16 protein-coding genes are annotated in these 22,954 nt (G+C 65.6%); 5 read left to right on the top strand and 11 right to left on the bottom strand.

The window, feature by feature from the left end; genetic code table 11:
* The first annotated feature begins 14 nt into the window (after positions 1 to 14).
* Genes AC07U1_RS15280 through AC07U1_RS15270 form a run of 3 tightly spaced genes read left to right on the top strand, consistent with a single transcriptional unit; the run spans position 15 to position 5,747 of the window.
* Entirely contained in the window at positions 15 to 2,324 is a 2,310-nt protein-coding gene (locus AC07U1_RS15280; RefSeq protein WP_495178438.1) for an arylsulfatase, read from the top strand.
* 19 nt (positions 2,325 to 2,343) lie between these two features.
* A complete protein-coding gene (locus AC07U1_RS15275) occupies positions 2,344 to 4,452 on the top strand; it encodes a molybdopterin-containing oxidoreductase family protein (protein ID WP_495178439.1) in 2,109 nt (702 codons plus the stop codon).
* The gene (locus AC07U1_RS15270; protein WP_495178440.1) at positions 4,449 to 5,747 is read left to right on the top strand and encodes an MFS transporter; all 1,299 of its coding nucleotides are present in this window, start codon (positions 4,449 to 4,451) and stop codon (positions 5,745 to 5,747) included. Before AC07U1_RS15275 ends, AC07U1_RS15270 begins: the two co-directional genes overlap by 4 nt.
* A gap of 4 nt (positions 5,748 to 5,751) precedes the next feature.
* On the opposite strand, the gene AC07U1_RS15265 is transcribed toward AC07U1_RS15270, so the two are convergent.
* The 3 genes from AC07U1_RS15265 to AC07U1_RS15255 form a co-directional block, all read right to left on the bottom strand.
* Positions 5,752 to 6,933, bottom strand: coding sequence for a lipase family protein (locus AC07U1_RS15265; protein ID WP_495178441.1), 1,182 nt, complete (start codon positions 6,931 to 6,933; stop codon positions 5,752 to 5,754).
* Between the two features lie 68 nt (positions 6,934 to 7,001).
* Positions 7,002 to 9,461, bottom strand: coding sequence for a TonB-dependent receptor (locus AC07U1_RS15260; protein WP_495178442.1), 2,460 nt, complete (start codon positions 9,459 to 9,461; stop codon positions 7,002 to 7,004).
* A gap of 157 nt (positions 9,462 to 9,618) precedes the next feature.
* Positions 9,619 to 10,473, bottom strand: a complete 855-nt coding sequence (locus AC07U1_RS15255) for an alpha/beta fold hydrolase (RefSeq protein ID WP_495178443.1) — start codon at positions 10,471 to 10,473, stop codon at positions 9,619 to 9,621.
* A 145-nt stretch (positions 10,474 to 10,618) separates the two neighbouring features.
* On the opposite strand from AC07U1_RS15255, the gene AC07U1_RS15250 reads away from it, so the two are divergent.
* Entirely contained in the window at positions 10,619 to 11,260 is a 642-nt protein-coding gene (locus tag AC07U1_RS15250) for a TetR/AcrR family transcriptional regulator (RefSeq protein WP_056351936.1), read from the top strand.
* Between the two features lies 1 nt (position 11,261).
* Here the strand turns inward: AC07U1_RS15250 and AC07U1_RS15245 are convergent, their stop codons facing one another.
* The 3 genes from AC07U1_RS15245 to AC07U1_RS15235 are packed head-to-tail and all read right to left on the bottom strand — an operon-like array spanning position 11,262 to position 15,203.
* Positions 11,262 to 12,476 (bottom strand): cytochrome P450, encoded by a 1,215-nt coding sequence (locus AC07U1_RS15245; protein ID WP_492739808.1) that lies wholly within the window; start codon positions 12,474 to 12,476, stop codon positions 11,262 to 11,264.
* A 10-nt stretch (positions 12,477 to 12,486) separates the two neighbouring features.
* Complete coding sequence (locus AC07U1_RS15240) at positions 12,487 to 13,986, bottom strand: class I adenylate-forming enzyme family protein (protein ID WP_492739807.1); 1,500 nt, start codon at positions 13,984 to 13,986, stop codon at positions 12,487 to 12,489.
* A 38-nt stretch (positions 13,987 to 14,024) separates the two neighbouring features.
* Entirely contained in the window at positions 14,025 to 15,203 is a 1,179-nt protein-coding gene (locus AC07U1_RS15235) for an aromatic ring-hydroxylating oxygenase subunit alpha (protein ID WP_495178444.1), read from the bottom strand.
* A 120-nt stretch (positions 15,204 to 15,323) separates the two neighbouring features.
* On the opposite strand from AC07U1_RS15235, the gene AC07U1_RS15230 reads away from it, so the two are divergent.
* Positions 15,324 to 16,931: a GMC family oxidoreductase gene (locus tag AC07U1_RS15230; protein ID WP_495178445.1), complete on the top strand. Its 1,608-nt coding sequence runs from the start codon at positions 15,324 to 15,326 to the stop codon at positions 16,929 to 16,931.
* 265 nt (positions 16,932 to 17,196) lie between these two features.
* Here AC07U1_RS15230 and AC07U1_RS15225 read toward each other — a convergent pair whose 3' ends face one another.
* The 5 genes from AC07U1_RS15225 to AC07U1_RS15205 all read right to left on the bottom strand — a co-directional run.
* Positions 17,197 to 19,587 carry a TonB-dependent receptor gene (locus AC07U1_RS15225; protein WP_495178446.1) on the bottom strand — a complete coding sequence of 797 codons (2,391 nt, stop codon included), beginning with the start codon at positions 19,585 to 19,587 and terminating at the stop codon, positions 17,197 to 17,199.
* 68 nt (positions 19,588 to 19,655) lie between these two features.
* A complete protein-coding gene (locus tag AC07U1_RS15220; protein WP_495178447.1) occupies positions 19,656 to 20,840 on the bottom strand; it encodes a hypothetical protein in 1,185 nt (394 codons plus the stop codon).
* Positions 20,833 to 22,008 (bottom strand): sulfotransferase family protein, encoded by a 1,176-nt coding sequence (locus AC07U1_RS15215; protein WP_495178448.1) that lies wholly within the window; start codon positions 22,006 to 22,008, stop codon positions 20,833 to 20,835. The genes AC07U1_RS15220 and AC07U1_RS15215 overlap by 8 nt, the downstream gene beginning before the upstream one ends.
* Positions 22,005 to 22,772: a 3'(2'),5'-bisphosphate nucleotidase CysQ gene (locus AC07U1_RS15210; protein WP_495178449.1), complete on the bottom strand. Its 768-nt coding sequence runs from the start codon at positions 22,770 to 22,772 to the stop codon at positions 22,005 to 22,007. Before AC07U1_RS15210 ends, AC07U1_RS15215 begins: the two co-directional genes overlap by 4 nt.
* Positions 22,769 to 22,954: adenylyl-sulfate kinase (locus AC07U1_RS15205; protein ID WP_495178450.1), on the bottom strand; the 186-nt coding region annotated here is incomplete at its 5' end. The genes AC07U1_RS15210 and AC07U1_RS15205, both read right to left, overlap by 4 nt.

The following is a 22,954-nucleotide window of genomic DNA, read 5'->3' as shown; positions in this document are numbered from 1 at the left end:
CGAGGTGTACGGGAATGAGGAAAAGCAGGATTTTCAGCGCGGCGGTCGCCTGCCTCAGCGCGGCGAGCATCGCCACGCCGTCATCGGCGGCACCCGGCGATCAGCCCAAGATCGGTAAGACCTTCGCCGATTCGACCCCCGGAAAAATCAAGCGGACCATTGCCCCTGCGGGCGCGCCCAATGTCCTGGTCTGGGTGATCGACGACATGGGCTTCGGCCAGCTCAGCAGCTATGGCGGCTTGGTCGAAACCCCGAATATCGACCGCGTCGCGCAGCGCGGGCTGCGCTACACCAATTATCACACGACACCGATCTGTTCGGCGAGCCGTGCCGCGCTCCTCACAGGGCGCAATTCGCACCGCGTCCATATCGGCGGCCATTCGGCGATCGCGGTCGGCTTCCCCGGACAGGATGCGCTCGTCCCGCGCGGCGCGGGCACCGTTGCCGAGAATCTGCGCCAGTCGGGCTACCTCACTTACGCGGTCGGCAAATGGGACCATCTGCCGCAAGCCGACGCCTCGGCCGCGGGTCCCTTCACCTATTGGCCCAGCGGCCAGGGCTTCGACCGCTATTATGGCTTCCTAGCCTTCGACGCCGACAATTTCGACCCGACGCTCTGGTCCGACCATGACCCGGTCGCGCTGTCGCCGCGCCCCGACTATCATCTGAGCGCCGATATGGCCGAAAAGGCCATAGTCTGGATCGGTGCGCGCGATGCGACCGATCCGAAACGGCCATTCCTGATGTATTGGGCAACCGGTGCGGTCCACGCGCCGCATCACGCGCCGAAGCGCTGGCTCGATCATTATAAGGGCCGCTTCGACGCCGGCTGGGATGTCGCGGCGCGGGAGATCCTCGATCGCCAGAAGACGCTCGGCCTCGTCCCCGCCGATATGGTCCTGCCGCCGCTGCCCGCCGGCGTGAAACATTGGGCCGACCTCAGCCGCGACGAGCAGCGCATGTTTGCGCGCCAGATGGAGGCTTTCGCCGCTCAGCTCAGCCATGCCGACGAGCAGTTCGGCCTGATCCTCGCCGCGCTCGAAGCGCGCGGCGAACTCGACAACACGGTCATCCTGATCACCGCGGACAATGGCGCGAGCGCCGAGGGCGCGCCGCAGGGCACGTTCAGCGAACATTATTTCGCCAACGCCTATTTCGCGACGCTCGAGGAAAATCTGCGCCATTATGACGATTGGGGCGGTCCCTCGACCTATCCCCACTATGCCAATGGCTGGGCGGTCGCGGGCAACACCCCGTTCCGCTATTACAAGCAGACCGCCTATGAGGGTGGCACGCGCGTGCCGCTGATCCTCTCCTGGCCGGGGGGCATCGCCGCACGCGGCGAGCTGCGCGGCCAGTATCAGCATGTCACCGACATCACCCCGACGATTCTTGACGCCGCGGGCATCGCCCCCGCCGCGATGGTCAATGGCGAGCGGCAGATGGCGTTCGACGGCGTCAGCATGAAATACAGCTTCGCCGCGCCCGCCGCGCCGACGCGGCACGCCACCCAATATTATGAAATGTACGGCAACCGCTCGATCTACGCGAACGGCTGGAAAGCCGTCGTGCCGCACCGGCTCGACGTGTGGGATTTCATGAACCGGCCGCTGTTCAGTGACGACAAGTGGGAACTCTACAACCTCGCGACCGACCCCGGCGAGCAGCGCAATGTCGCCGTCGCCAACCCGCGCAAGCTCGCCGAGATGAAGGCGCTGTTCGACCGCGAGGCGAAGGCGAACAATGTCTATCCGCTGTCCAACACCAGCGACGCGTGGGGTTTCGTGCGCAAGATGGCCGCCGAGGACATGGCCCGGCGCGGCTATCAGTGGACCTACACCGGCGCCACCGCGCGCATTCCGGAAGCGCTCGCCCCGCCCATGCAGTCCGCAAGCTTCACCATCGAGGCGAAGCTTGATCTCGACAGCGACGCCGGCGGCACCATCGCCGCGATCGGCGGGCGGCATGGCGGCTTCGCGCTCCACCTGCGCAAGGGGCGCCCGGTCTTCTCCTACCGCAGCCTCGACATGAAACTGACGGAAGTCGCCGCCGACCGCCCACTGGGGCGCGGCCCGGCGACCATCCTACTACGCTTCGAACGGCGCGGAGAGAGCGAAGCGATCGTCCATATCCTTGCTGACGGCGTCGAAATTGCCAGCGGCACGATCAAGGGCGCCCTGCCCCGCCTGTCCTTTTCGCCGAGCGAGACCTTTGACCTCGGGCAGGACAGCGGGTCGGGTCCGCTCGCTGATGGCAAGACCGCGGGCAAGCTCGATGGCCGCGTCCGCACAGTCAACATCCGCATCACCCCGCCCGCGCGGTGACACAGGAAGGAAGTCGCATATGGCCTTCACCACCATCCCCGGCGCCGATGGCGACCATATCACTTATTGCCGCGTCTGCGAGGCGCTGTGCGGCATGGTCGCCACGGTCGCCGACGGCAAGATCGTCAAGGTTCGCCCCGACCGCGACAATCCCCATTCGCGCGGCCATATCTGCGTCAAGGGTCCCGCGCTCGCCGAAGTCACTTACGACCCCGACCGCGTCACCACCCCACTGAAGCGCGTCGGCGGGCCCGGCGAGTTTGCGCCCGTCGGCTGGGATGACGCGCTGGACGACATCGCCGCGCGCCTGTCAGCGTCGATCGAGGCGCATGGTCCGCAAAGCTTCACGATGAACACCGGCAACCCGCCGAGCATGGGCTGGCCCAGCTCGATGGGCAATTATCTGTTCAGCCGCGCGATGGACTGCACCAAGCTGTTCACCCCGTCGTCGGAGGATATCACGTCGGTGGTTCTCGCGACCGAGCTGATCTTCGGCACCCACGGCTTCGTCTTCCCCGACCTCGCGCAATGCGACCATCTGCTGATCTTTGGGTCGAACCCGCTGGTCAGCCACGGCTCCTTGCTCATCGCCCCGCGCTTCAAGGAGGATCTGGTCGAGATCGCCGAGCGCGGGCGCGTGATCGTCGTCGACCCGCGGCGCAGCGAGACCGCGCGCAAGTTCGAGCATGTCTCGATCATCCCCGCCGGCGACGTCTGGCTGCTCGGCGCGATGGTGCAGGTCGTCATCGCCGAGGGGCTGGCCGACAGGGCGTTCGTCGAGCGCCATTGTTCGGGCTTTGCCGAGCTTGCGGCGGCGATCGACTGGATCACCCCGGAGCTTGCCGCCCCGCGTTGCGGCATCGAGGCCGACGCAATCCGCACCCTCGCGCGCGATTTCGTCGCCGCGCCGCGCGCCGCGGCCATGGGACGCATCGGCATCTGCCGCGCCAGTTACTCGACGCTGACCAACTATTTCCTCCACCTCCTCAACCTGCTCGGCGGCAAGTTTCATCAGCCGGGCGGCGTCGGCTGGGGGCATGGCGGCACCGCGACCGACGCCCAGGCGACGGGACCCGGCCAGGCACGCCACAAACGCCACAGCTCGCGCATCAGCGGCCAGGCTTCGGTCTGGGGAACCCAGTCGAGCCTGACCTTCCTCGAAGAAATGACCACCCCCGGTGACGGCCAGATCAAGACATTGCTGACCGTCGGCGCCAATCCGGTGATGTCGATGCCCGGCGGGCCGCGCCTGCCCGAAGGCTTTGAGGCGCTCGACCTGATGGTGTCGGTCGACCTCTACATGACCGAAACCTCGCGCCACGCGCACTACATCCTGCCCGCGACGACGGCGCTCGAACGCGAGGACATCAACCAGTTCTTCATGAACCATATGGTGCGTCCCTTCGCCCAATATGTGCCCGCAGTGGTCCCGCCAACCGGGCAGGCGCGCGGCGAATATGAGATTTTGCGCGACCTTGCCGCGCGCATGGGCCGTGACGGCGCCTTCGGCAACATGACCCCGTTCGAGATGGCCGACGGCGCGCTGCAGGCGGGGATCGAGGGGCAGGACGGGCTGTCGCTCGCCAAGCTGAAAGCCAATCCGCACGGGGTGATGATCGAACGCGGACGCTGGGCCTTCGACTTCGAAAAGCGCATCGGACACCCCGACGGCAAGATTCATTTGTGGGACGATATCGCCGGCGAAGAGGTGACGCGCCTCCACGCCGAACCCGATCCCGACCCGAACATGCTGCGCCTGATCAACCTGCGCAAACTGCGCTCGATCAACAGCTGGATGCACAATGTCGACAAGCTCGTCCGCTCGGATTCCCCCGCGCTGCTGATCAACCCGTCGGACGCCGCCGCGCGCGGCATCGACGACGGCATGGCGGTGAAGATCTCGACCCAATGGGGCGCGATCGAGGTGGTGGCCGAGGTGACCGACGAGGTCCGCCCGGGCTGCGTCGCCTATCCGCACGGCTGGGGCCATCGCGGCGGCTGGCGGGGCGCCAATGCGCAGCCGGGCCGCAACCTCAACGAAATTACCCCCGCGACCCCCGACCAGGCCGAACAGGTGTCGGGCATGAGTTGGCTCGAAGGCTTCCCGGTGGAGATTTGCGCGGCATGACGGCCTGGGGATGGCCGTCGCCAACCCGCGCCTGGTATGTCGCCGGGCTGCTCTGCCTGATCGCCGCACTGTCCTATCTCGACCGTTACATCATCGCGCTGCTCGCCGATCCGATCATCAGGGACATGGGCATCGATGCCACCGCGATCGGCCTGCTCATCGGACTCGGTTTCGGATTGCTCTATGCCTTGTCGGGGGTGCCCGTCGCCTATCTGATCGACCGCGGCACGCGCGTGCGCATCGTCGGCATCGGCGTGATCGTCTGGAGCCTGTCGACCGTCGCATCGGGCTTCGCGCCCAATTTCGAGATATTGCTGATGACGCGCGCCGGGGTCGCGATCGGCGAAGCGGTGCTGGTCCCCGCGACGGTATCGCTCGTTGCCGACCTCTTCCCGCCCGAAAAGCGGGCGCTGCCCATCGGCCTGTTCATGGCGGTATCGACGCTGATGGCGTCCGGGGCCTTCCTGATCGGCGCTTATGCCTTCGAACTCGCGGTCATCCTCTCACCCGATCTCGGACTCAGCCCATGGCGGCTGACGCTTGTCATCGTCGGTGTACCCGGATTGGTCCTTGGCCCGCTCTGGCTGCTCACCGTCGCCGAACCCGATCGCGTCGAAGAACCCGGACAGGCCGACCAGACCAGCCTCGCGGCGGCCCTCGCCTATCTCCGCCGCCACTGGCGCTTCTACCTGCCCTTCTATCTTAGCTTTGGCGTGTCGGCGCTCGCGAGCTACAGCTTCATCGCCTGGACGGCGACGATGCTGACGCGCAGCTATGGCCAGAGCGTCGCCGCCGCCGGCGCGATCTTCGGGCTTGTCGGCGTGATCGCGGCGGCGATCGCCGCCTTTTTCTGGCCGGCAATCAGCGCCTGGGTCTTGAAGCGCGACCGCGCCGAACTCGCGGTGCTCGCGCTCGCGGTCGGCCTCGGCATCGGCCACGCCGCGGTCGCTGCCTTCCCGCTCGCGCGCGACATCGACGGCGCAATCGCGATCATCGCCGTCGCGACCTTCGGCTATGGCGCGGCGGGCGGCCTCGCGGTGCTGATCATCCAGCACATCGCCCCGCCGCGCATGCGCGCCAAGATCACCGCGCTCTATGTGCTGGTCGGCAATCTGGTCGGCCTGACCTGCGGCCCGGCCTTGTCGGCGTGGATGTCCGACACCGCCTTCACCGGCAACGATGCGCTGCGCCAGAGCCTGTCGATGCTGGCGCTGGTCATGCTGCCGCTAACCGTCGGCCTGGTCCTGTTCGCCATGACGGCGCACCGCCGCGTCGCCGCCGACGAAGGCCGCTAGGCCGCTAGGGCTTGCAGGTCGGCGCGATCGGTCCGCCCTCGATCGCCGCCTTGGCAAAGGCGATCGCATCGGCTGCGGCGGCGTTCACAACGCCCGAATGATCTTTGTCCTTGTAGATACGCGCCTCGACGACATTGCCGCGGCTGCACAGGTCGTTGACCAAGGTCAGCGTCGTCATCGGCAGCGCCGCCGTGTCAGCCGCGCCGATGCCGAAAAAGACCGGTGCCACGAGGTCGAGCGTCGGAAACGAGCGCAAATCGACGTCGGTATCCCAGAGCCGCTTAAGCATGCCCGGCCGAAACGCCTTCGACGGATCGAGGTTGCGTGCGGCGGCCGCCTTCATCAGGTCAGGCAGGCACGCCGATCCGACGAGCGCCTCGATCTCGCGCCCCTGTTCGGTGAAAACCGCATCGGCATCGAGATCGGCATGGGTGCGCGTGAGTTCATAGCCGATCATCGCATAAGCGCCGGTGACCATGACGTCGGTCGCGCTCGACGCAAGTCCGCTCTCGATCGCTTCGCGCGATAGGTTCGGCGCGCCCGTCGCGACAACGCCGCGCACCTTCAGTTCGGGCGCGTGGGTCGGCGCATAGCCGGCGGCCGCGACGACCGTTCCGGCGCCCTGCGATTGCCCGACGAGGATGACCTGATTGGCCGTCCCGTAACGTGCGTCGCGCACGACGGCCCGCGCGCTGTCGAGGAGGCTGTACGAACTCGCGCGATAATTGGAATAGGGATGGATACCCGGTGTGCCGAGTCCCTGATAATCGCTCGCCACCACCGCAAAACCGGCGTCGAGCCAACTCGAGATATAGCGGCCATCGCGCTCGCCGCGCGGGCGCGCCGATGGCGCGCAGACGTCAGCGATGCCGGTGGTGCCATGCGCCCAGGCCATTACGGGCCAGCCGCCCTTCGGCGGCGTACCACGCGGGAGGAAAACCGCGGCCGAAACCGGCACCATATGTTCGTCGGCGATGCCGTCGCGCGCGGTGTAGAGGATGCGCGTCGCCCTGCCCGCGCCGGGCACCGAAAAATCGGCGGGCAACGGCTCTTCGGCCAGTACGACGCCCGCATCGCCCGGCAAAGCACCGGACCAAGCGTAAAAGGCCGGCACGCCGCCATCACCGACGTCGGACGGCGCGGCCCTCGCCGGCGCCATCACAAGGCCGAGCAAGACGATCAACATGAACCCGGCCCGCTTTCGCGGCGCCGGGTTCATCGTCGATCTTGCGCCGCGCGAACCGCGACCGGGCATCAGAATTTGACCGATGCTTCGATGTAGAATTCGCGCGGATTATCGACGAAGGCCGACAGGTCGCTGAGCACGCCCGGACCGGCGGTGCCCGTTCCCGTGCCACCGGTGAACGGGATTTCCGAGCCGCCGGTCACCACCAGCTTGTTGCTCAGGTTGCGGCCGATCAGCGCCAGCGTCCAGCGATCGTCGGGGCCTTTCAAGCGCAGCGACGCGTCGAACTTCGTGAAGCTCGGCTGGATCGCGTCGGGGCGCAGCGTGTCGGAGAAATTATATTTGGCCGAATAGCTCATGTCGCCGCTCGCTTCGAGCGTCATGCCCGAATCCGACAGCTCGACCGCGTAGCTGGCACCGAGGCGACCTGCAAAGCGCGGTGCCTTGGGCGGCGTCAGCCCGTCATAATCCTGGCTGGTGAAGGGCCGCGGCGGGTCGCCGGGATTCACCCGAGGCGGCGCAAGCAGGTTGCAACCCTGCGCGATCGTCTGGCCACCATAGCATTGCCCGACATAATCCTTGTAGGACGCATTGTTGTAGGCCGCCGCGCCGCGCAGCGAGAAGCCGCCCGAACGCCAGTTGAAATCGCCCTCGATGCCTTTGACGCGGAGCGTACCGGCATTCGCCACGACCTGCCCGATCGTCACTGGATCGAAATTCTGCACCTGCAGATCGAGATAGTCGTAATAATAGGCCGTCGCGTTAAGCGAAAGCGCGCCGCCCATCAGGATCGCACGCCCCCCGACCTCGCCGCCGCGGGCGCGCTCGGCACCGAACTGCCCGGCCGCGACGGTCGCCGCGAGGGTCAGGGTCTGCGAAATGTTGAACCCGCCCGATTTGAAACCTTCCTTGTACGCGGCGTAAAAGGTCAGGTCGCGCGAGGGCTTGTAGCGAAGCGTGACCTGCGGCGAGACGTCGGATTCGCGATAACGATCGTCAAGCCGCAAACCGCCCGGAAACGCCGCACCAAAGGCGGGATTGGCGGCGAGCGACGCCTGGAAGCTGTCGCGCGATTCATAGCTGTACCGCGCGCCCGCCGCGAGTTCGATCGCGTCGGACAGATTCGCCGTCACTTCGCCGAACGCCGACATCGAGCTGCCGGTGAAGCCGTTGTCGCGCTTGAACGTCACATAGGTCGGCCCCGCGGCGACAGCCGGCAAGGGGAAGATATAGGCATCGGTGTTGAAGATGAACTTGTTGCTCGACGCGAACAGCCCGAACAGCACGTTGACCGGCCCGCCCCACTTCGACTGGAAGCGCAGTTCCTCCGACGTCTGGCGATAATCGGCGAGCTGCGAGAAGGTCGCCGGATAGGCTTCACCCGACACGTTGTTCAGGTCGTTCTGCTTGAAGCGGTAATAGGAGGTGATCGAGGTGACGTCGAAAACGTCGCTCTCCAGCGTCGCGGTCAGGATACCGAAACCCGATTTGAGCCGCGAATACATGTGTCCGTCGCCGGCATAGCGATAATCGAGGTTCGCCACCTCGACGGGGATCGTCGAGCTGTCCGACCGGCCGTTGATGACGCAATCGGCATTGGGACTCGGCGGAATGCCGTTGGCAGCGAAGGGCGTGGTGCGACCACCGCCGCAGATGCGCTCGATGATGTCGGTCGGGCCGCCGTCCTTCTGGTCGGTGTAGCCGCTTTTGACCTGGAAGGTCAGATTGTCGGTGGCGTCCCATTCGAGCGTCGCACGTCCGCTATAGGTACGGCCGCCGCCGCGATATTTGCTGTTGCTGTGGCGCTGGAGGCCGAACGGATCGGTATAGGTCGCCGCGGCGGTGTTGGTGAAGGCGCCCTCGCTGTCCGCGATGCGAAAGGCCAAGCGCGCGCGCAGCCCGTCGGCGAGCGGACCGGAAATATAGCCCTCGCCATATTTTTCCTGCGCCTCGAAACCATAGCCCGCTTTGAATCCGGCCTCGAAGACGTCGCGCGGGTTGTTCGTGGTGACCGCGATCAGGCCCGCGGTGGCGTTCTTGCCGAAGAACAAGGCCTGCGGCCCCTTGAGCACTTCGATGCGCTGGACGTCATATTGGCTGAGACCGATCTCGCGGCCGCGGCTCATCGGCATGCCGTCGACGACGAAGGACACCGACTGGTCGAAACCCGCGCTGAGCGCGGTCGAACCGACGCCGCGGAGGAAGATGCTGGCCGACGAACCCGACGCCGCCTTGCCCGCGACCATCGTCGGCACGAGCTGTGCGATATCGTTAAAGTCGGTGACCGCGTAATTGTCGAGCGCCGCGCCGCCGAGCGCGGTGATCGCGACCGGGGCGTCGATCAGCCGCTCGTCGCGGCGGCGCGCTGTGACGATGATTTCGGCGTCGTTGCCGGCATTGGCTTCGTCGGCGGGCGGCGGCGCGGCGGGCGCGTCCTGCGCATAAGCGGGCGCAGCAACCGCCGCGAGCGCGATAACCGATGCCAGGCAAGCGTAGCGAATTGCAGGACGCGAAACTTTGCGATCCATGACCGTCTCCTCCCAAAGGTCGAGCCGTCAGCTGCGGCCCTGTGGGATTTAACCTACAGTCATTAGATTTAAAGTCAATCGCAAATTTAACGCCATAAGGTTTTCGTCGGACACATATTATCCATCATAAAATCTGATACTTAGTGCCAAATCTCTATCACGAAACCGGCATCAGTAACCGCTTCGCAAAAGCGATCACGCCATCGTTGAATGCATCGTTGCGATCGCCCGCGACCATATGGCCGGCGCCCTGCACGTCGAGGATTTCGAGCCGCGGCACCTGCCGCCGAAAGGCCACGATCCCGGCCTCGCTGACGACGTCGCTCGACAGCCCGCGAACCAACAGCACCGGCATGTCGACCAGCTCGCCCAGTGTTTCGGTCGCACGCTCGACGACGATATGATGCGTCCTCGGCGCGGTATCGAGGATGCGCGGATCCCAATGCCAGTACAGGCGCCCCTCCCGCGGGCGCAGATTCTTCATCAGCCCGCTTGTGTCGGTTGGCCGCGCACGCTGCGGGTTATAGGCCGCGACCGCTGCCGCCGCCTCGTCGATGCTCGCAAAGCCTTCGCGATGCCCGTGCATGAAGCCGACGATGCGCTCGATCCCGCGCGGATCGGGTTCGGGCACGATATCGACGAGCACGACGCCCGCAGGCCGCAGCCCTTCGTGCACCGCCTGGATCGCGGTCGCTCCGCCCAACGATGCGCCAACAAGGACGAACGGCACGCGCAGATCGGCCGCCACCGCGCGCAGATCGGCCGCGCGGTCGCTGAGTGCATAGGCGCCGGTGGGCGACCAGTCGCTGTCGCCATGCCCGCGCGCGTCGAAATTGATCACCTGCAATCCCGCGTCGAGCAGGCTGTCAACCGCACGGTTCCAGCTGTGTCGCGTCTGCCCGCCGCCGTGGAGCAGGATCACGCACGGCGCATCCGCCGCCCCGCCGCGATCACCGACAAGTTCGACTCCGTCCGAAGACACGAACACACGGGCCTGCAAGTGATCCGTCATCGACTGGCTCTCCTCATACTCGACAATGATCTCGGGATTATCTAACGTCAATAGATTGAACAGGCCACCCCAAGCGGCGGCGTTTTTGCACTGGCACGCGCCCGCCCGGGCTGCCATGAGCAATTTGGGCAAGGGGAAAATTTCGTTGGCACGGCCATCCAAACCGCTGATATCGCGCGCCAATGCGGCCGAGGCCGCGCTTGAGGTGATCGACGAGGTCGGGCTTGAGGAACTGAGCCTCAACCTCGTCGCGCGCAAGCTCGGGGTGCGGCCACCCTCACTCTACCATCATTTCAAAGACAAGTCGGAACTGCTCCAGGAGGTCGCGCGCATGATGTTCGTGCGCATCCCGACGGTGAACGATCCCGCGCTGTCCTTCGAGGAACAGATCATCGCGCGCTGCGTGGTGACCCGCCGCACCCTGCTCAAACATCCCAATGCCGCACCGCTGATGCTGCGCTATTTCCCGCGCCACCTGCTGCTCGCCGCCTATGAACGCGCGGCGTCCGAGGAACCCTACCCCCCCTCAATCCACCTGACCGTGATCGATGCGATTGAGAAATATACCTTCGGAACCGCGCTGTTCGAGGCGTCGGCTCAGGTGCGCGGCATCCCGGTGATCCCGGCGGTCGATGCGGCCAAATATCCGTACTTCGCCAAGGCTGTGGACGACAATCCCTTTGGCGACGAGGAGATGTTCGTCGAGGCGCTGCGCATGTTCCTGGTCGGCGTCAGGCGGCGCCTGGGCACGGATACCATCGGCGCGCCGCTCGGCGACGCCGACTAGGTCAGACCGCCCATTCGATCGGTAGCGCTTCGAGCGCCATCACCGTGCCGATGCGAAAGGCATGGCGTTCGCCCGCCGTCGCACGGAACGCCGGGATGCGTTTCACCCATTCCTCGGTCAGGATGCGAAGCTCGGCCCGGCCGAGAACATGCCCGACACACAGATGCGGACCCGACGAAAAGGTCAGGTGCGCGGTCTTCTTGCGGTCGAGGTCGAAGACGTTCGACTGCTCGAACTTCGCGGGATCGCGGCTGCCGAGACAGAGTATATTGAGCACCATCTCGCCTTCGCGAAAAGAAGCATCGCCGATCTGTTTGTCCGCGACCACCAGCCGCGGCGTGTTGACGACGCCATAGAGCCGCACCGCCTCGTCGGCGAAAGCAGGGATCAGCGACGGATCGGCGGCGAGCCGCGCCTGCACTTCGGGCATCTGCGCGAGCTGCTGGAAGGCGAAGCCGGTGACGTTGGTGACCGTGTCCATGCCGCCGAGGAAAAGCACGAAGCTCATAGCGAGAATTTCATCGTCGCTCATCGTCCGGCCGTCGACGTCGACGGTGATGAAGTGCGACATCAGCTTGCCGTCGGGCGCGGCGCGCTTCTCCGCGATCAGACCCTTGAGTTCACCGAGGATCAACGCGCTCAGCCGCCCCAATTCGGCTTCGTCATTCTGTGCCGAGAAGAAATCCTCTGCGAGATGGCGGAAATCCTGCAACCGGGCGAGGTCCATGCCCATCAGCTCCATGAAGACGCTGACCGGGAACACCTTCGACACATCGGCCTGGAAATCGCACGCGCCCTTGCCCGCGACCGCCTCGACGAACTCGGCGGCCCATTCGCGGATCCGCGGTTCGAGTGCCTTGATCGCGCTCGGTCCGAACATCGGCATCATCGCGCGGCGATAAGGCAGGTTTTCGGGCGGATCGAGGCTTAGCGGGATCATGAAGGGCGGGTTCTTGACGCGCGGAATCTGCATCTCGCGCACCGAAAAATGCTCGGGGTCGAGCACGATCTGGCTGATCGCGTCGAAGCTCTTGACGATCCAATGTCCGCCGTTGAGCCGGCTCCAGAAAATATCGGGCGCGTCCGACAGCGCGGCCGCGTAAGTGCCCTGCACATCCTCGCCGATGCGCGGATCGGCATAAATGTCGAAATCGAACACCAGATGCGCCGGAATGTGCGGCGGCACCGGCGCGGCGGCGAGTTGGGCGGCGGTCATCGACGGCTCCTCATCTGACGCGCTCCATCGTCTCATGAGCGCCGGCATAGGCTTCGCGCACCGCGGGCTTCGACAATTTTCCGGTCGCGAGCCGCGGCAGCGGGTCGGCAGAGAAAGCGACGTAACGCGGCACCTTGTAGTTCGACAGGTTCGTGTTGCAGTGGTCGATCAGCGCCGCGACGTCGACCTCGGCGGCGCCGTGATAAACGACGAAAGGCGTCTCGCCGAACTTCGGATCGGGCGCGGCGATCGCCAGCGCCTCGATCACGCCCGGAAACTCGCACACCACCCGCTCGACCTCGGCGGCCGAGATGTTGAGTCCGCCCGAAATGATCAGGTCCTTCATCCGATCGACAAAGGTCAGCAAGCCGCGTTCGTCGAGCGTGCCGATGTCGCCCGAATAGAGCCATCCGCCACGGATCGCCTTCGCGGTCTCCTCCGGATTGCGCCAATAGCCCTGCATCATGCCGGGCGAGCGCATCAATATCTCGCCGGGCTCGCCGGGGTCGCAGTCGCTGCCGTCGGGGCGCACCACGCGCAGATCCATGAAGACGCCGCCCCAGCCGCATTTCTCGGACTCTTCGATCGCCAGATGCTCGGGCATCATCGTCGCATTGCCGCCGACTTCGGTCTGGCCGTAAATCTGCCGGATCGTGATGCCTTTGGCCTTCCAGGTGTCGAGCAATTGCCGGCTGACCCGCGCGCCGCCCGCGGTCGCGAGGCGGATCGACGACAGGTCGGCGTCGGCGAAGCCCGGACAGCGCGTGATCGCCTCGAAGAAAGTGGGCACTCCGCCGAAACAGCCGATCTTCTCGTCCTGAATCAGTTGCAGGATAGCGTCGGGGACGAAGGCCGGTTCCATGTAGACCGTACAGCCCTGCACCGTATAATGGATGAGTTGGACGAAGCCCGCCGAGGTGTTCAGCGGTGCGAGCGTGATCACGCGCGATCCCGGCGACGACGAGACCTCCTCGACCGCCCAGCACGCCGCATAGGCGGTCATCGACCGGTTGGTGAAGACGACCCCCTTGGGCTTAGCGGTCGATCCGCTGGTCGCAATGATGACGACGGGGGCTTCGGGCACAGGATCATGCGCCGGCGATGCGGCTGCGGCGTGGCGTAGCGCCTCTATCTCCGCCATGGCGCGCGGGATCAGCCCCGCCGCCGTGACATTTGCCTCGAAATCGGGGGCGGCAAAGGCAAAGCGCGGTTCGGTCGTCTCGCACAACTCGCGGATTTCGCGCGGCGTGAAGCGGAAATTGACCGGATTGACGATCCCGCCCGCGCGGATGATCCCCATGATCAGCGCGCAATAAGCGAGGCTGTTGGTCGAACAGATCGCGACGCGATCGCCCGGCTGCAGTCCGTCGGCCTCCAGCATCGCGGCGACGCGGTCGGACCAGGCCTTATATTCGCCATAGCTCAGCCGGTCGCCGCCGAGCACCACCGCGGGCTGCTCGGGCCGCATCCGCGCCCACCAATCCATCGCACCCGGCAATGTCTGCGCCATTCAGTCCCTCTCTGTCCGATCTATCGCCGGGTCCGTCGTTACAGCAGTGCTTCGATCGCTTCATAATAATGGATGATATTGGTCTCGAGCCCGCAATAGATCGTTTCTTCGGGCACCCCGGCGTTCAGCCCCTGCTGGCTGATCTCGGCCGCCCGGAAATCCTCGCCGCCAAAGACGCTGAGGATCAGCTCATAAGAGCGCGCAAACACCTCCTCGGCCTTCGGCGTCGACGCCGCTTCGGGGGTAAGCATGAAATATTCGACCGTCGTTCGGGCGGGACCGCGCGGCATCAGCAGCATGACGCTGATATAATATTGGCTGGTCACCACGACGCAGTTGGGGAAGGTCGTGTAAGCGTGGGTCACCAGCTTGTGGACATTGCCGTCGGCCTCTTCGTCCAGCATTTCGGGGACATAGCCGATGCGCCCCGACACTTGCCGGATGTTCGGCCCGAACATGTCGACGATGTTCGGCGCGTCCTGAAAGCGGTCGCCGATCGACGCGGCGTGGAGCCGCTGGACATGATAACCCTCGAGGAAGGGTTCGAGCACGACCTTCCAGTTCGCCTGCAAATCGAACGTCTTGCGGCCATAGACATGCGCCGATCCGATGCCGAGCGCGTCGAAATCGTCAGCGACCTGCTGCGACAGGTTCGACCAGTCGGCCGGGATGTCGCGGTTGAGCTGGACATAGACGATCCCGCCCCACTCGCGCGCTTCGAGCTCGATCAGCCCACGCTGGTTCTTGTCGAGCCCCTGAAAAGCCTCGCTGCGCGACACGCCGATCAGCTTGCCGTCGATGCCATAGGTCCAGGCGTGATAGGGACAGGTCATGCGGCTCTGCTTGTGGACCGCGCAATCCTCGATGATCTTCGAGCCCTTGTGCTGGCACGCGTTGACGAAGGCCTTGATCGTGCCGTCGCGGGTGCGCGAGACGAGCATGGGAAAACCATAGCTGTCATTGGCGACGATGCTGCCGGGTTCGAGCAGCGCCGAGCAGGTGACGGGGACCGGAAAACGGCGGAAGATCCGCTCCTGCTCGCGGTCATAGCGTTCCTGGCCGGTGAAGATCGCGTTGGGGCGGGTCGCGCCGAAGGGGACCACGACCGCATCCTTTTCGGCGGGGATCTTACGGATCGCCTCGATCTGGCTCGGGGTCAGATCGGCGAGCGTGGTCAGTTTGCGGGCGGGGCGCGCAATTTCACGAACTTCACCCATATCGCCAATCCTCTCCTTTTCGTTGGCCTCAGCCTATTCGACCCTTTACCTAATAACAATAGTTTTTTATGGTGCGGGTGAAAGCGCCGTAAAAATGGCCGGAATCGAAGGGATAGGCTCATGGACTTCGACTATATTATCTGCGGCGCGGGCGCCGCGGGCTGCGTGCTCGCCTATCGATTGTCGGAGAATCCGGCGGTGACGGTCGCGCTGATCGAAGCGGGGCCGCGCGACCGCCATCCGTTCATTTCGATGCCCAAGGGACTCGCCAAGGTGATGCAGGATCCCAAGCATCTGTGGGTCCATATGAGCGAGCCCGAGGCATCCACCGCGGGCCAGTCCGAGGCATGGGTGCGCGGGCGCGTGCTCGGCGGGTCGTCGTCGGTCAACGGCATGATGTATGTGCGCGGCCAGCCCGCCGATTTCGACGCGATCGCCGAGCAATCGAGCGACGACTGGAGCTGGGAGCATATCGGCGCCGCCTATCGCGCCTTCGAGAATCACGAACTGGGCGCGGACGAAACGCGGGGGCATGCGGGGCCGATGAAGATATCGATGCCGACCCAGCGCCTGCCGATTTCGGACGCGCAGGTCGCGGCCGGCGAAGCGATGGGCTGGGCGAACAAGCCCGACATCAACGCCCCCGACGACCAGGTCGCGATCGGCTATGCCCCGCGCACGATCTGGAAGGGCAAGCGCCAGAGCGCCGCGCAGGCGTTCCTGCGCCCCGCCGAGACGCGCCCGAACCTGACCATATTGACCGAACGCACCGTCGACCGCGTGCTCTTCGACGGCACGCGTGCGGTCGGGGTCGAGGTGGTTCACGACGGTCAGCGCGAGACGATCAATGCGAAGCATGAGGTGATCCTGTGCGGCGGCGCGATGGCGAGCCCGGCGATCCTCGAACGATCGGGCGTCGGCGACGCAAGCCGCCTCGCCACGCTCGGCATCCCCCTCGTCCATCACAATCCGCAGGTCGGCGAAGGGCTGATCGAGCATCGCGGCATCATCATGCAGTGGAAGCTGACCAAAGCGGCGCTGTCGCAGAACCGCGTCTTCGGCGGCTGGCGGCTGCTGCTCGCGACGCTCCGCTATTATCTGACCGGCGACGGCCCGATGTCGGCGGCGGCCTATGAGATCGGCGGCTGGTTCAAGTCGCGCCCCGGGCTCAACCGCCCCGACGTCCAGATGCTGATCGCGCCGTTCAGCTTCGACATGGCGACGCAGCGCACGCAGCTCGAAAAACATCCGGGGATCAACGCGGTGATCTATCCGCTGCGCCCGACCTCGCGCGGCAGCATCCATATCGCGACGCGCGACCCCGATGCGGCGGCGAGCTTCAAACCCAATTACCGCGACACCGACGAGGATCGCGCCGCGATGGCGGGCGCGGTGCGCGTGATGCGCGACTATGCGAAGCAGGAACCGCTGGCGGGCATGATATCGGAAGAGACGCTGCCCGGGCCTACCTTCGCCACCGACGCCGAAATCCTCGATGCCTATGACCGGTTCGGGACCTGCGGCTATCATGCGGTGGGCAGCTGCAGGATGGGCAAGGACGACGCCTCGGTCGTCGATCCGGCGCTGCGTGTGCGCGGCGTGGAGGGGCTGCGTATCATCGACACCTCGATCATGCCCGCGATCCCGTCGGGCAACACCAATGGCCCGACGATGGCGATGGCGTGGAGGGGCGCGGACATTATTTTGCGCGATGCGCCGGTGGGTTGATCGGTGAGAAGCGGACATAAAGATCCTCCCCTTGGCAAAGCCATGGGGAGGGGGACCGCCGCGAAGCGGTGGTGGAGGGGTCTGGCATTGCGCTGACGTCTGAGGGTGTCGACCCCTCCGTCAGCCCTGCGGGCTGCCACCTCCCCATCGCTTCGCGTGGGGAGGATCTGCATGCCCGTTCCTATCAACACCAATTCACTAAGGCGGCGGGACCGCCGGCGATGCCCTTATCGCCTTTTCGCCGCCCCGCCGCCTCGTCACGCCGTCACGAACCGAATTTATAGCCGATCGTGACGCCCCCGGTGATCCCGCGGCCGAGCGCCGTCGAATAGCCGAATGTCGTCGTCTGCATGTTGCGGAAGACGCGGTCGCCCTGGTTGAGCAGGTCACGGCCCCAGACGGTGACGTAGAGATTGTCCTTCAGCGGCCGGAAGGTCGCCGACAGGTTGAGCGTCGTCAGCGATTTCTGGATCGGCGCTCGGCCCTCGCCCGCCGGATAGGGGGTGCCGCCGGCATCGATCCCCGCCGGATAGAAGCCGTGGGTCGCATGGTCGAATTCGTCGGTGTAACTGAGCAGTCCCGCCAATTCGAGTTCGCCGTCGCGGCCGAGCGGCAGCTTGTAGTTCGCCGATATACTGGCCATGATATTGGGCGTGACCGGCAGATCCTGACCCGAGCAATCGGCGTTGGTCGCGAGCGCCAGCCCGACCCCCGCGGGGCGATAGATTTCGCAGTTCGGGAAGCTGTCATATTCCGACTGGAAGTAGGTCGAAAAACTGCCGTTCAGCGTCAACCGGTCGTCGGGGCGGAACGACATTTCGGCCTCGAACCCGGAGATCGTCGCCTTCGCCGCGTTGATCGAAATCTGGGTGTTGGTCGCGGGATCGACCACCGGCACCTGCAGATTGTCGTATTTATAATAATAGCCCGCGAGGTTGAGCGTCAGCTTGCGGTCGAACAGCTGCGATTTCAGCCCGACCTCGAAGGCATCGATCGTTTCGGGCTCGGTCGCGCGCGCCGACAGCGAGGAGATGTTGTACACCCCGCTCTTGAAGCCGCGGTTGTAGCTCGCATAGACGAGCAGATCGTCCGAGAATTTATGGTCGAGGACGAGGCGATAGGTCAGTTCCGAAAAACCGGTGCTCAGCCCGTCGCATTGCGGATCGGCGGCGCAGACGTCGCCGATCGTCTGCGGGATCGCGATGACCCCGCCGGCGCCGTCGGGGACATAGGTTACCTTGCCATTGTCCGCGTCGAGCGTCGCGGTCTCGTCGGTGTAGCGCAGCCCGGCGGTGATCTTTGTCCCCTGCCCGAACTCGTACGACGCCTCGCCGAACAGCCCGACCGATTCGATTTTCACGAAGGTGCTGAGATCGATATAGGCGAGCCCCGACGTCGGCCCGAGGCCGAGCGCCGACAGGTCGAGCAGCCGTTGCGGAATGAAATGCGGCTGGAGTTTGCTCGGAACCGGAAGCCCGACATATTGGTCGAGTTGCGTGTAGCCGTCGCGATAGTTGATGTAGAATCCGCCGAGCAGCCACTGGAAGGGCGCGCTGCCTTTCGACGACACCAGCAATTCCTGTTGCCAGGTGCGGCCCTTGAGGTCGGTGTCGAACCAGAAGACCGAGGCGGGCGACAGGTCGAGGTCGAGCTGAACCCCCGAACCGCTGCGCGTATAGGCGCTGGTCGAGCTGATCGCGATGTCGCCAAGATCATAGTCGAGGTGGAGCGACGTCCCCCAGCTGTCGTAGCGCACCTCGGGCGGCACCTCGCCATAATAGCTGCGCTTCGGATTGCGGATATCGACCCCCGACACCGCCTCGCCGATCGAGAAGGGCGATCCCGGCGCGGGCTGCATCGCCATGATCGGCGTCGTATAGCCCTTGATATAATTGCCCTGCACCATGGCCGAGAAATCGCCGCTCTCGAACAGCAGGTTGCCCCGGAACCCATAGGTTTCCTCTTCGCCGGTCCGCTTGCCGATGCCGTTCGACGGGTTGCGGTTGGTGATGTAGGGCGTTTCATAGCGGTAGAAACCGCTGACGCTGAAGGCGAGGTTCTCGCCAAGCCCGGTGGTGACATAGGCGCGCGCGCCGCGATCGTCGGTCCCCAACGTCCCCTCGACCATGCCGCCGAAATCCTGGCTCGGCTTCCTGGTCGAGATCAGGATCGCGCCCGAGGTGGCGTTGCGCCCGAACAAGGTGCCCTGCGGCCCGCGCAGCACCTGAATCGATTCGACCTCGGGAAAGGTCTGGAGCAGAATGCCGGTCTTGTCGGTCTGATAGACGCCGTCGATATAGACCGCCGCGCTCGACTCGTTGCCGGGGGTGATGTTGCGGCTGCCGACGCCGCGGATATAGGGCACCGACTGGCTGCCGCCCTCGGGCACCACCAGCGACGGCGCCATCTGCGACAATTGCCGGAGGCCGTCGATGCCGGTCGACTGGAGCTGGTCGCCCTGGAACGCCGACACCGCGATCGGAACGTCCTGCAGCGCTTCCTCGCGCCGCTGCGCGGTCACGACGATGATATTGTCGCCGCCGACATTCTCCTCGGCGGCGGGCGCCGCCGCGTCGCTCTGCGCGGCGGCGGGAACCGCCACCATTGCCAGCATGATCGCCGTCGAGCCCAGCAAGATTTTGTGCGAAACAATCATCTTAATCCTCCCCATATCCTTGTTATCAAGTGATATTATTCGATCCGGGTCAGGCACCCGGCGGCCTTTCAAGCATAGCGCCGGTCGGCCGAGAGCCGCCGCAACCGCGAGATCGCCTGACGCTCGGTCGGCGAGACGCGCGGTTCGTCGGCGGGAAATTCGTCGCGCACCGCAGCGAGCGACACGAGCCTGGTGCGCGGCGCGCCCGGTGGGGTGCGCGAGGCGAGCTGCTGGAACCGCATGAAGATGAAGCCCGAGGTGATGCCGGTGGTGTCGAGCCAGTTCCAGACCCCGGGGTCCTCGCCGGCGATCACATAGCGAAACCGCCCGTCGCTCGACGCCAGCGATTGCGCCCCGGTGATGCTCGACTGGACCGAGCGCGGCGACAGGCTGTTGAACCACAGCGGATGGGCGAGCGCCAAGCTCTGGTACCGCGCGTCGTTCGGCTCGATGGTGATGACGAGCGCCTTGCCCGCCGGCACTTCCCAGCGGCCCTTGGTGTTATACTGTCCGGGGAAATAGCCGGCATCCGCGGGGCCCACGCTCGGCGCCGGATAGGTATTGACCGGCAATATCTTGCCCCAGTTACGCGCGAAATCGTCGAGGAAGCGCACCTGGTCGACCATGTTTTTCGCCGCGATGGCATAGAGCTTCTGGACGTCCGCCAGCGCCGGTCGCCGCGGAATCGGGGTCGGCCGGTCCATCCGCTCGATCAGCATCGGGGTCGGCTGTTCGGTCAGCCAGTCGTTGACGGTCTGGCGCACGAACAGGCAGCGTGCGCGCTGGTCGCAGGGCATCCAGTTGCCGGGCCGTTCGGGGCCGCCGATCCACAGTTCGAAATGGCCGTCGGCCTCGATCTGCAACCGGCTCGATTCAAGCACGCCGATGCGGTCGCCGACGACGCCGTCGTCGCCGGCGAGCCCCGACACGAGTTCGAAGCAATAATCGACGGTGGTGCCGCGATTGCCGAACAGGCGATAGACGCCGGCGCCGTCGATCTGGGCGCTGTAATAATGATGGTCGGGGGTGGGCAGGCCCCAGGTGCGGACATTGTCCATGTCCCGCACAAAGGCGGGACGATCGACGTCATAGCTTTTGAACGCGCGTTCGACGTGGAAAATCCACATGCCCGACAGATAATGATAGCCCTCCGCCAGCTCGGCGTCGGTGGTGCCGGGGTGGGCGCGAATGATCGCCTCGACCTCGCGCGCCGCTTCGAGAAATTGCGTATAGCCGCTGGCGGAATCAGACATGGGCCCTGGTCTCCTTGCTGGTGGCGTCGAGGAAGCCAAAAGCCTCGTCGACCATCGCCTCGGTCAGTTCGTACCGTTCCAGCGAATATTGGTTGATGCCGTGCTTGCCGGCGGGATTGTCGGCGATCCACGCGCGGATCGCGGCTTCGCCCTCGTCCGACAAACGCGTCCCGCCCTGCGCATAAATGTCGCGGATATGCGGGATCGGGTCGGCGAGCATGTCGCGATAATCGACCTCGATCATCTTGAGCCGCGCCCCGAGCCGGACGCGCGCCTGTTGGAAGCGGTGCATTTCGGGCACCCAATATTCGAGCGCGATACGCCCGATCGCGGCGGGCGAGCGCGTCAGATACGGCTGTCCTGCGGCTTCGAGTGCGTTGCAGAAGGAGGCGACGACGGTACGGAAGTCGCGGCGCGGATAGACGAAGGTCGCGCCGGGGTGACAGGCGAGCATCTCCTCGAGATGGCCGACATGCACCGGGCTCTTGAGGATCCATTTGCGCCCGCGGCGGCCGCCGTCCTGCCATTGCAGATAGCGCAGCAGGTCGGCGACATAGGCGTAGCTCGGGCGACGCGGCAGCGTGCGCAGATGGGCGAGATAATCGGCATCAGGGACGCCGGTGTAGATTTGGCCGACATGCTGGAAACTCAGATGATGGAGGTTCCAGTCCTCGTCGGCGTCGTCGGCGACCGCGGGGTGCGCGGCGTGGAGCGCGGGATTGCCGGTGCGGATCGCGTCGGCGACCGCCTCGGCATAGGCGAGCCGCCCGCCGGGCAGGTGCGGCGGCTCGCCCGGGAAGGGCGCGGGGTTGAGCAGGCGCCAGAATTTGAGCGACTGCATCGCGGGATCGGCCGACATCATGCGCTGGAGCACGGTGGTGCCGCTGCGCGGGAAGCCGAGCACGACGATCGGGTCGGCGACATTCTCGGTCAGGATTTCGGGGTGGCGCGCGAGGTCGTCGGCGAAGCGCAGGCGGTTGATCAGCAGGCGCTGCACCATCGTGTCGAGCTGCGCGAGACCCTGGGGGGTCGGCGTATTCTTGCGCGCGAAATGGTAGAAGGCGTCGAGCGCGGCGCGGAAATCCTGCGGTTCCTCGCGGTCGATGCCGCTCTCCCCGCGCGCCGCGGCCAGCGCGCGCGCGCCGTCCGCCGTGTCGAAACCGGTCATGCGTCTTTCCCCCCGATGTGTGAATTGCGGCACGCCGCGAGCAGGCCGTCGGCCATGTCCTTGCGGCAGATCAGCAGGTCGGGCATCGCCACGTCGCGCTGGTTGTAGACGAGCGGCGCGCCGTCGATGCGCGAGGCGTGGAGGCCGTGCGCGAGCGCGACCGCGGCGGGCGCAGCGCTGTCCCATTCATATTGGCCGCCGCTGTGCAGATAGATGTCGACCTCGCCGCGGACGACCGCCATCGCCTTGGCGCCCGCCGAGCCCATCGGGACGAGCTCGGCGCCGAGTTTTTCGGCGACCGCCAGCGCTTCGGCCGCGGGACGCGTGCGGCTGACCGCGAGGCGCGGGCGCGCGGCGGCGTCGGGAAGCGGGCTGGTGCGATCGGTCGCGAGGACGATACCGCCGTCGAGGCCGGGCAAGGCGACCGCACCGATCACGGGCTCGCCGTCGATCGCGAGCGCGACATGCACCGCCCAGTCGCTGCGGCCCTCGCCATATTCGCGGGTGCCGTCGAGCGGGTCGATGATCCAGACGCGGCGCTTGCCGAGCCGGTCGGGGGTGTCCTGGCTTTCTTCCGAGAGCAGGCCGTCGTCTGGCCGCTGCTCGCGGAGTGCATGGATCAGGAACTGGTTCGCGACCTGGTCGCCCGCCTTGCCGAGCGCCTTGCCGGCGAAGAGGCCGGAGTCGCGCACGAGGAGCAGGATGCGCCCGGCGCATTCGGCGAGATGCGCGGCGAGCGCGGCGTCGTCCATGACGGCGCTCATTCGATCAGCCTGTCGACGATCAGGCCCGCGGCCTCGTCCGGGGTCAAAGCCGTCGTATCGATGCGGATCTCGGCGTCTTCGGGCGCCTCATAGGGACTATCGATGCCGGTGAAGTTCTTGAGCTGCCCGGCGCGCGCTTTCTTGTAGAGCCCCTTGACGTCGCGCTTCTCGGCCTCGACCAG

The sequence above is a fragment of the Sphingopyxis sp. GW821-FHT02C12 genome (assembly GCF_059421785.1).
Note: the sequence above shows the minus strand (reverse complement) of the source record. Positions and strands in the feature narration are given on the sequence as shown.

Coding starts and splice junctions, on each gene's coding strand:
- AC07U1_RS15280 (WP_495178438.1), top strand. CDS start 15: ATGAGGAAAAGCAGGATTTTCAGCGCGGCGGTCGCCTGCCTCAGCGCG.
- AC07U1_RS15275 (WP_495178439.1), top strand. CDS start 2,344: ATGGCCTTCACCACCATCCCCGGCGCCGATGGCGACCATATCACTTAT.
- AC07U1_RS15270 (WP_495178440.1), top strand. CDS start 4,449: ATGACGGCCTGGGGATGGCCGTCGCCAACCCGCGCCTGGTATGTCGCC.
- AC07U1_RS15265 (WP_495178441.1), bottom strand. CDS start 6,933: ATGTTGATCGTCTTGCTCGGCCTTGTGATGGCGCCGGCGAGGGCCGCG.
- AC07U1_RS15260 (WP_495178442.1), bottom strand. CDS start 9,461: ATGGATCGCAAAGTTTCGCGTCCTGCAATTCGCTACGCTTGCCTGGCA.
- AC07U1_RS15255 (WP_495178443.1), bottom strand. CDS start 10,473: ATGACGGATCACTTGCAGGCCCGTGTGTTCGTGTCTTCGGACGGAGTC.
- AC07U1_RS15245 (WP_492739808.1), bottom strand. CDS start 12,476: ATGACCGCCGCCCAACTCGCCGCCGCGCCGGTGCCGCCGCACATTCCG.
- AC07U1_RS15240 (WP_492739807.1), bottom strand. CDS start 13,986: ATGGCGCAGACATTGCCGGGTGCGATGGATTGGTGGGCGCGGATGCGG.
- AC07U1_RS15235 (WP_495178444.1), bottom strand. CDS start 15,203: ATGGGTGAAGTTCGTGAAATTGCGCGCCCCGCCCGCAAACTGACCACG.
- AC07U1_RS15230 (WP_495178445.1), top strand. CDS start 15,324: ATGGACTTCGACTATATTATCTGCGGCGCGGGCGCCGCGGGCTGCGTG.
- AC07U1_RS15225 (WP_495178446.1), bottom strand. CDS start 19,587: ATGATTGTTTCGCACAAAATCTTGCTGGGCTCGACGGCGATCATGCTG.
- AC07U1_RS15220 (WP_495178447.1), bottom strand. CDS start 20,840: ATGTCTGATTCCGCCAGCGGCTATACGCAATTTCTCGAAGCGGCGCGC.
- AC07U1_RS15215 (WP_495178448.1), bottom strand. CDS start 22,008: ATGACCGGTTTCGACACGGCGGACGGCGCGCGCGCGCTGGCCGCGGCG.
- AC07U1_RS15210 (WP_495178449.1), bottom strand. CDS start 22,772: ATGAGCGCCGTCATGGACGACGCCGCGCTCGCCGCGCATCTCGCCGAA.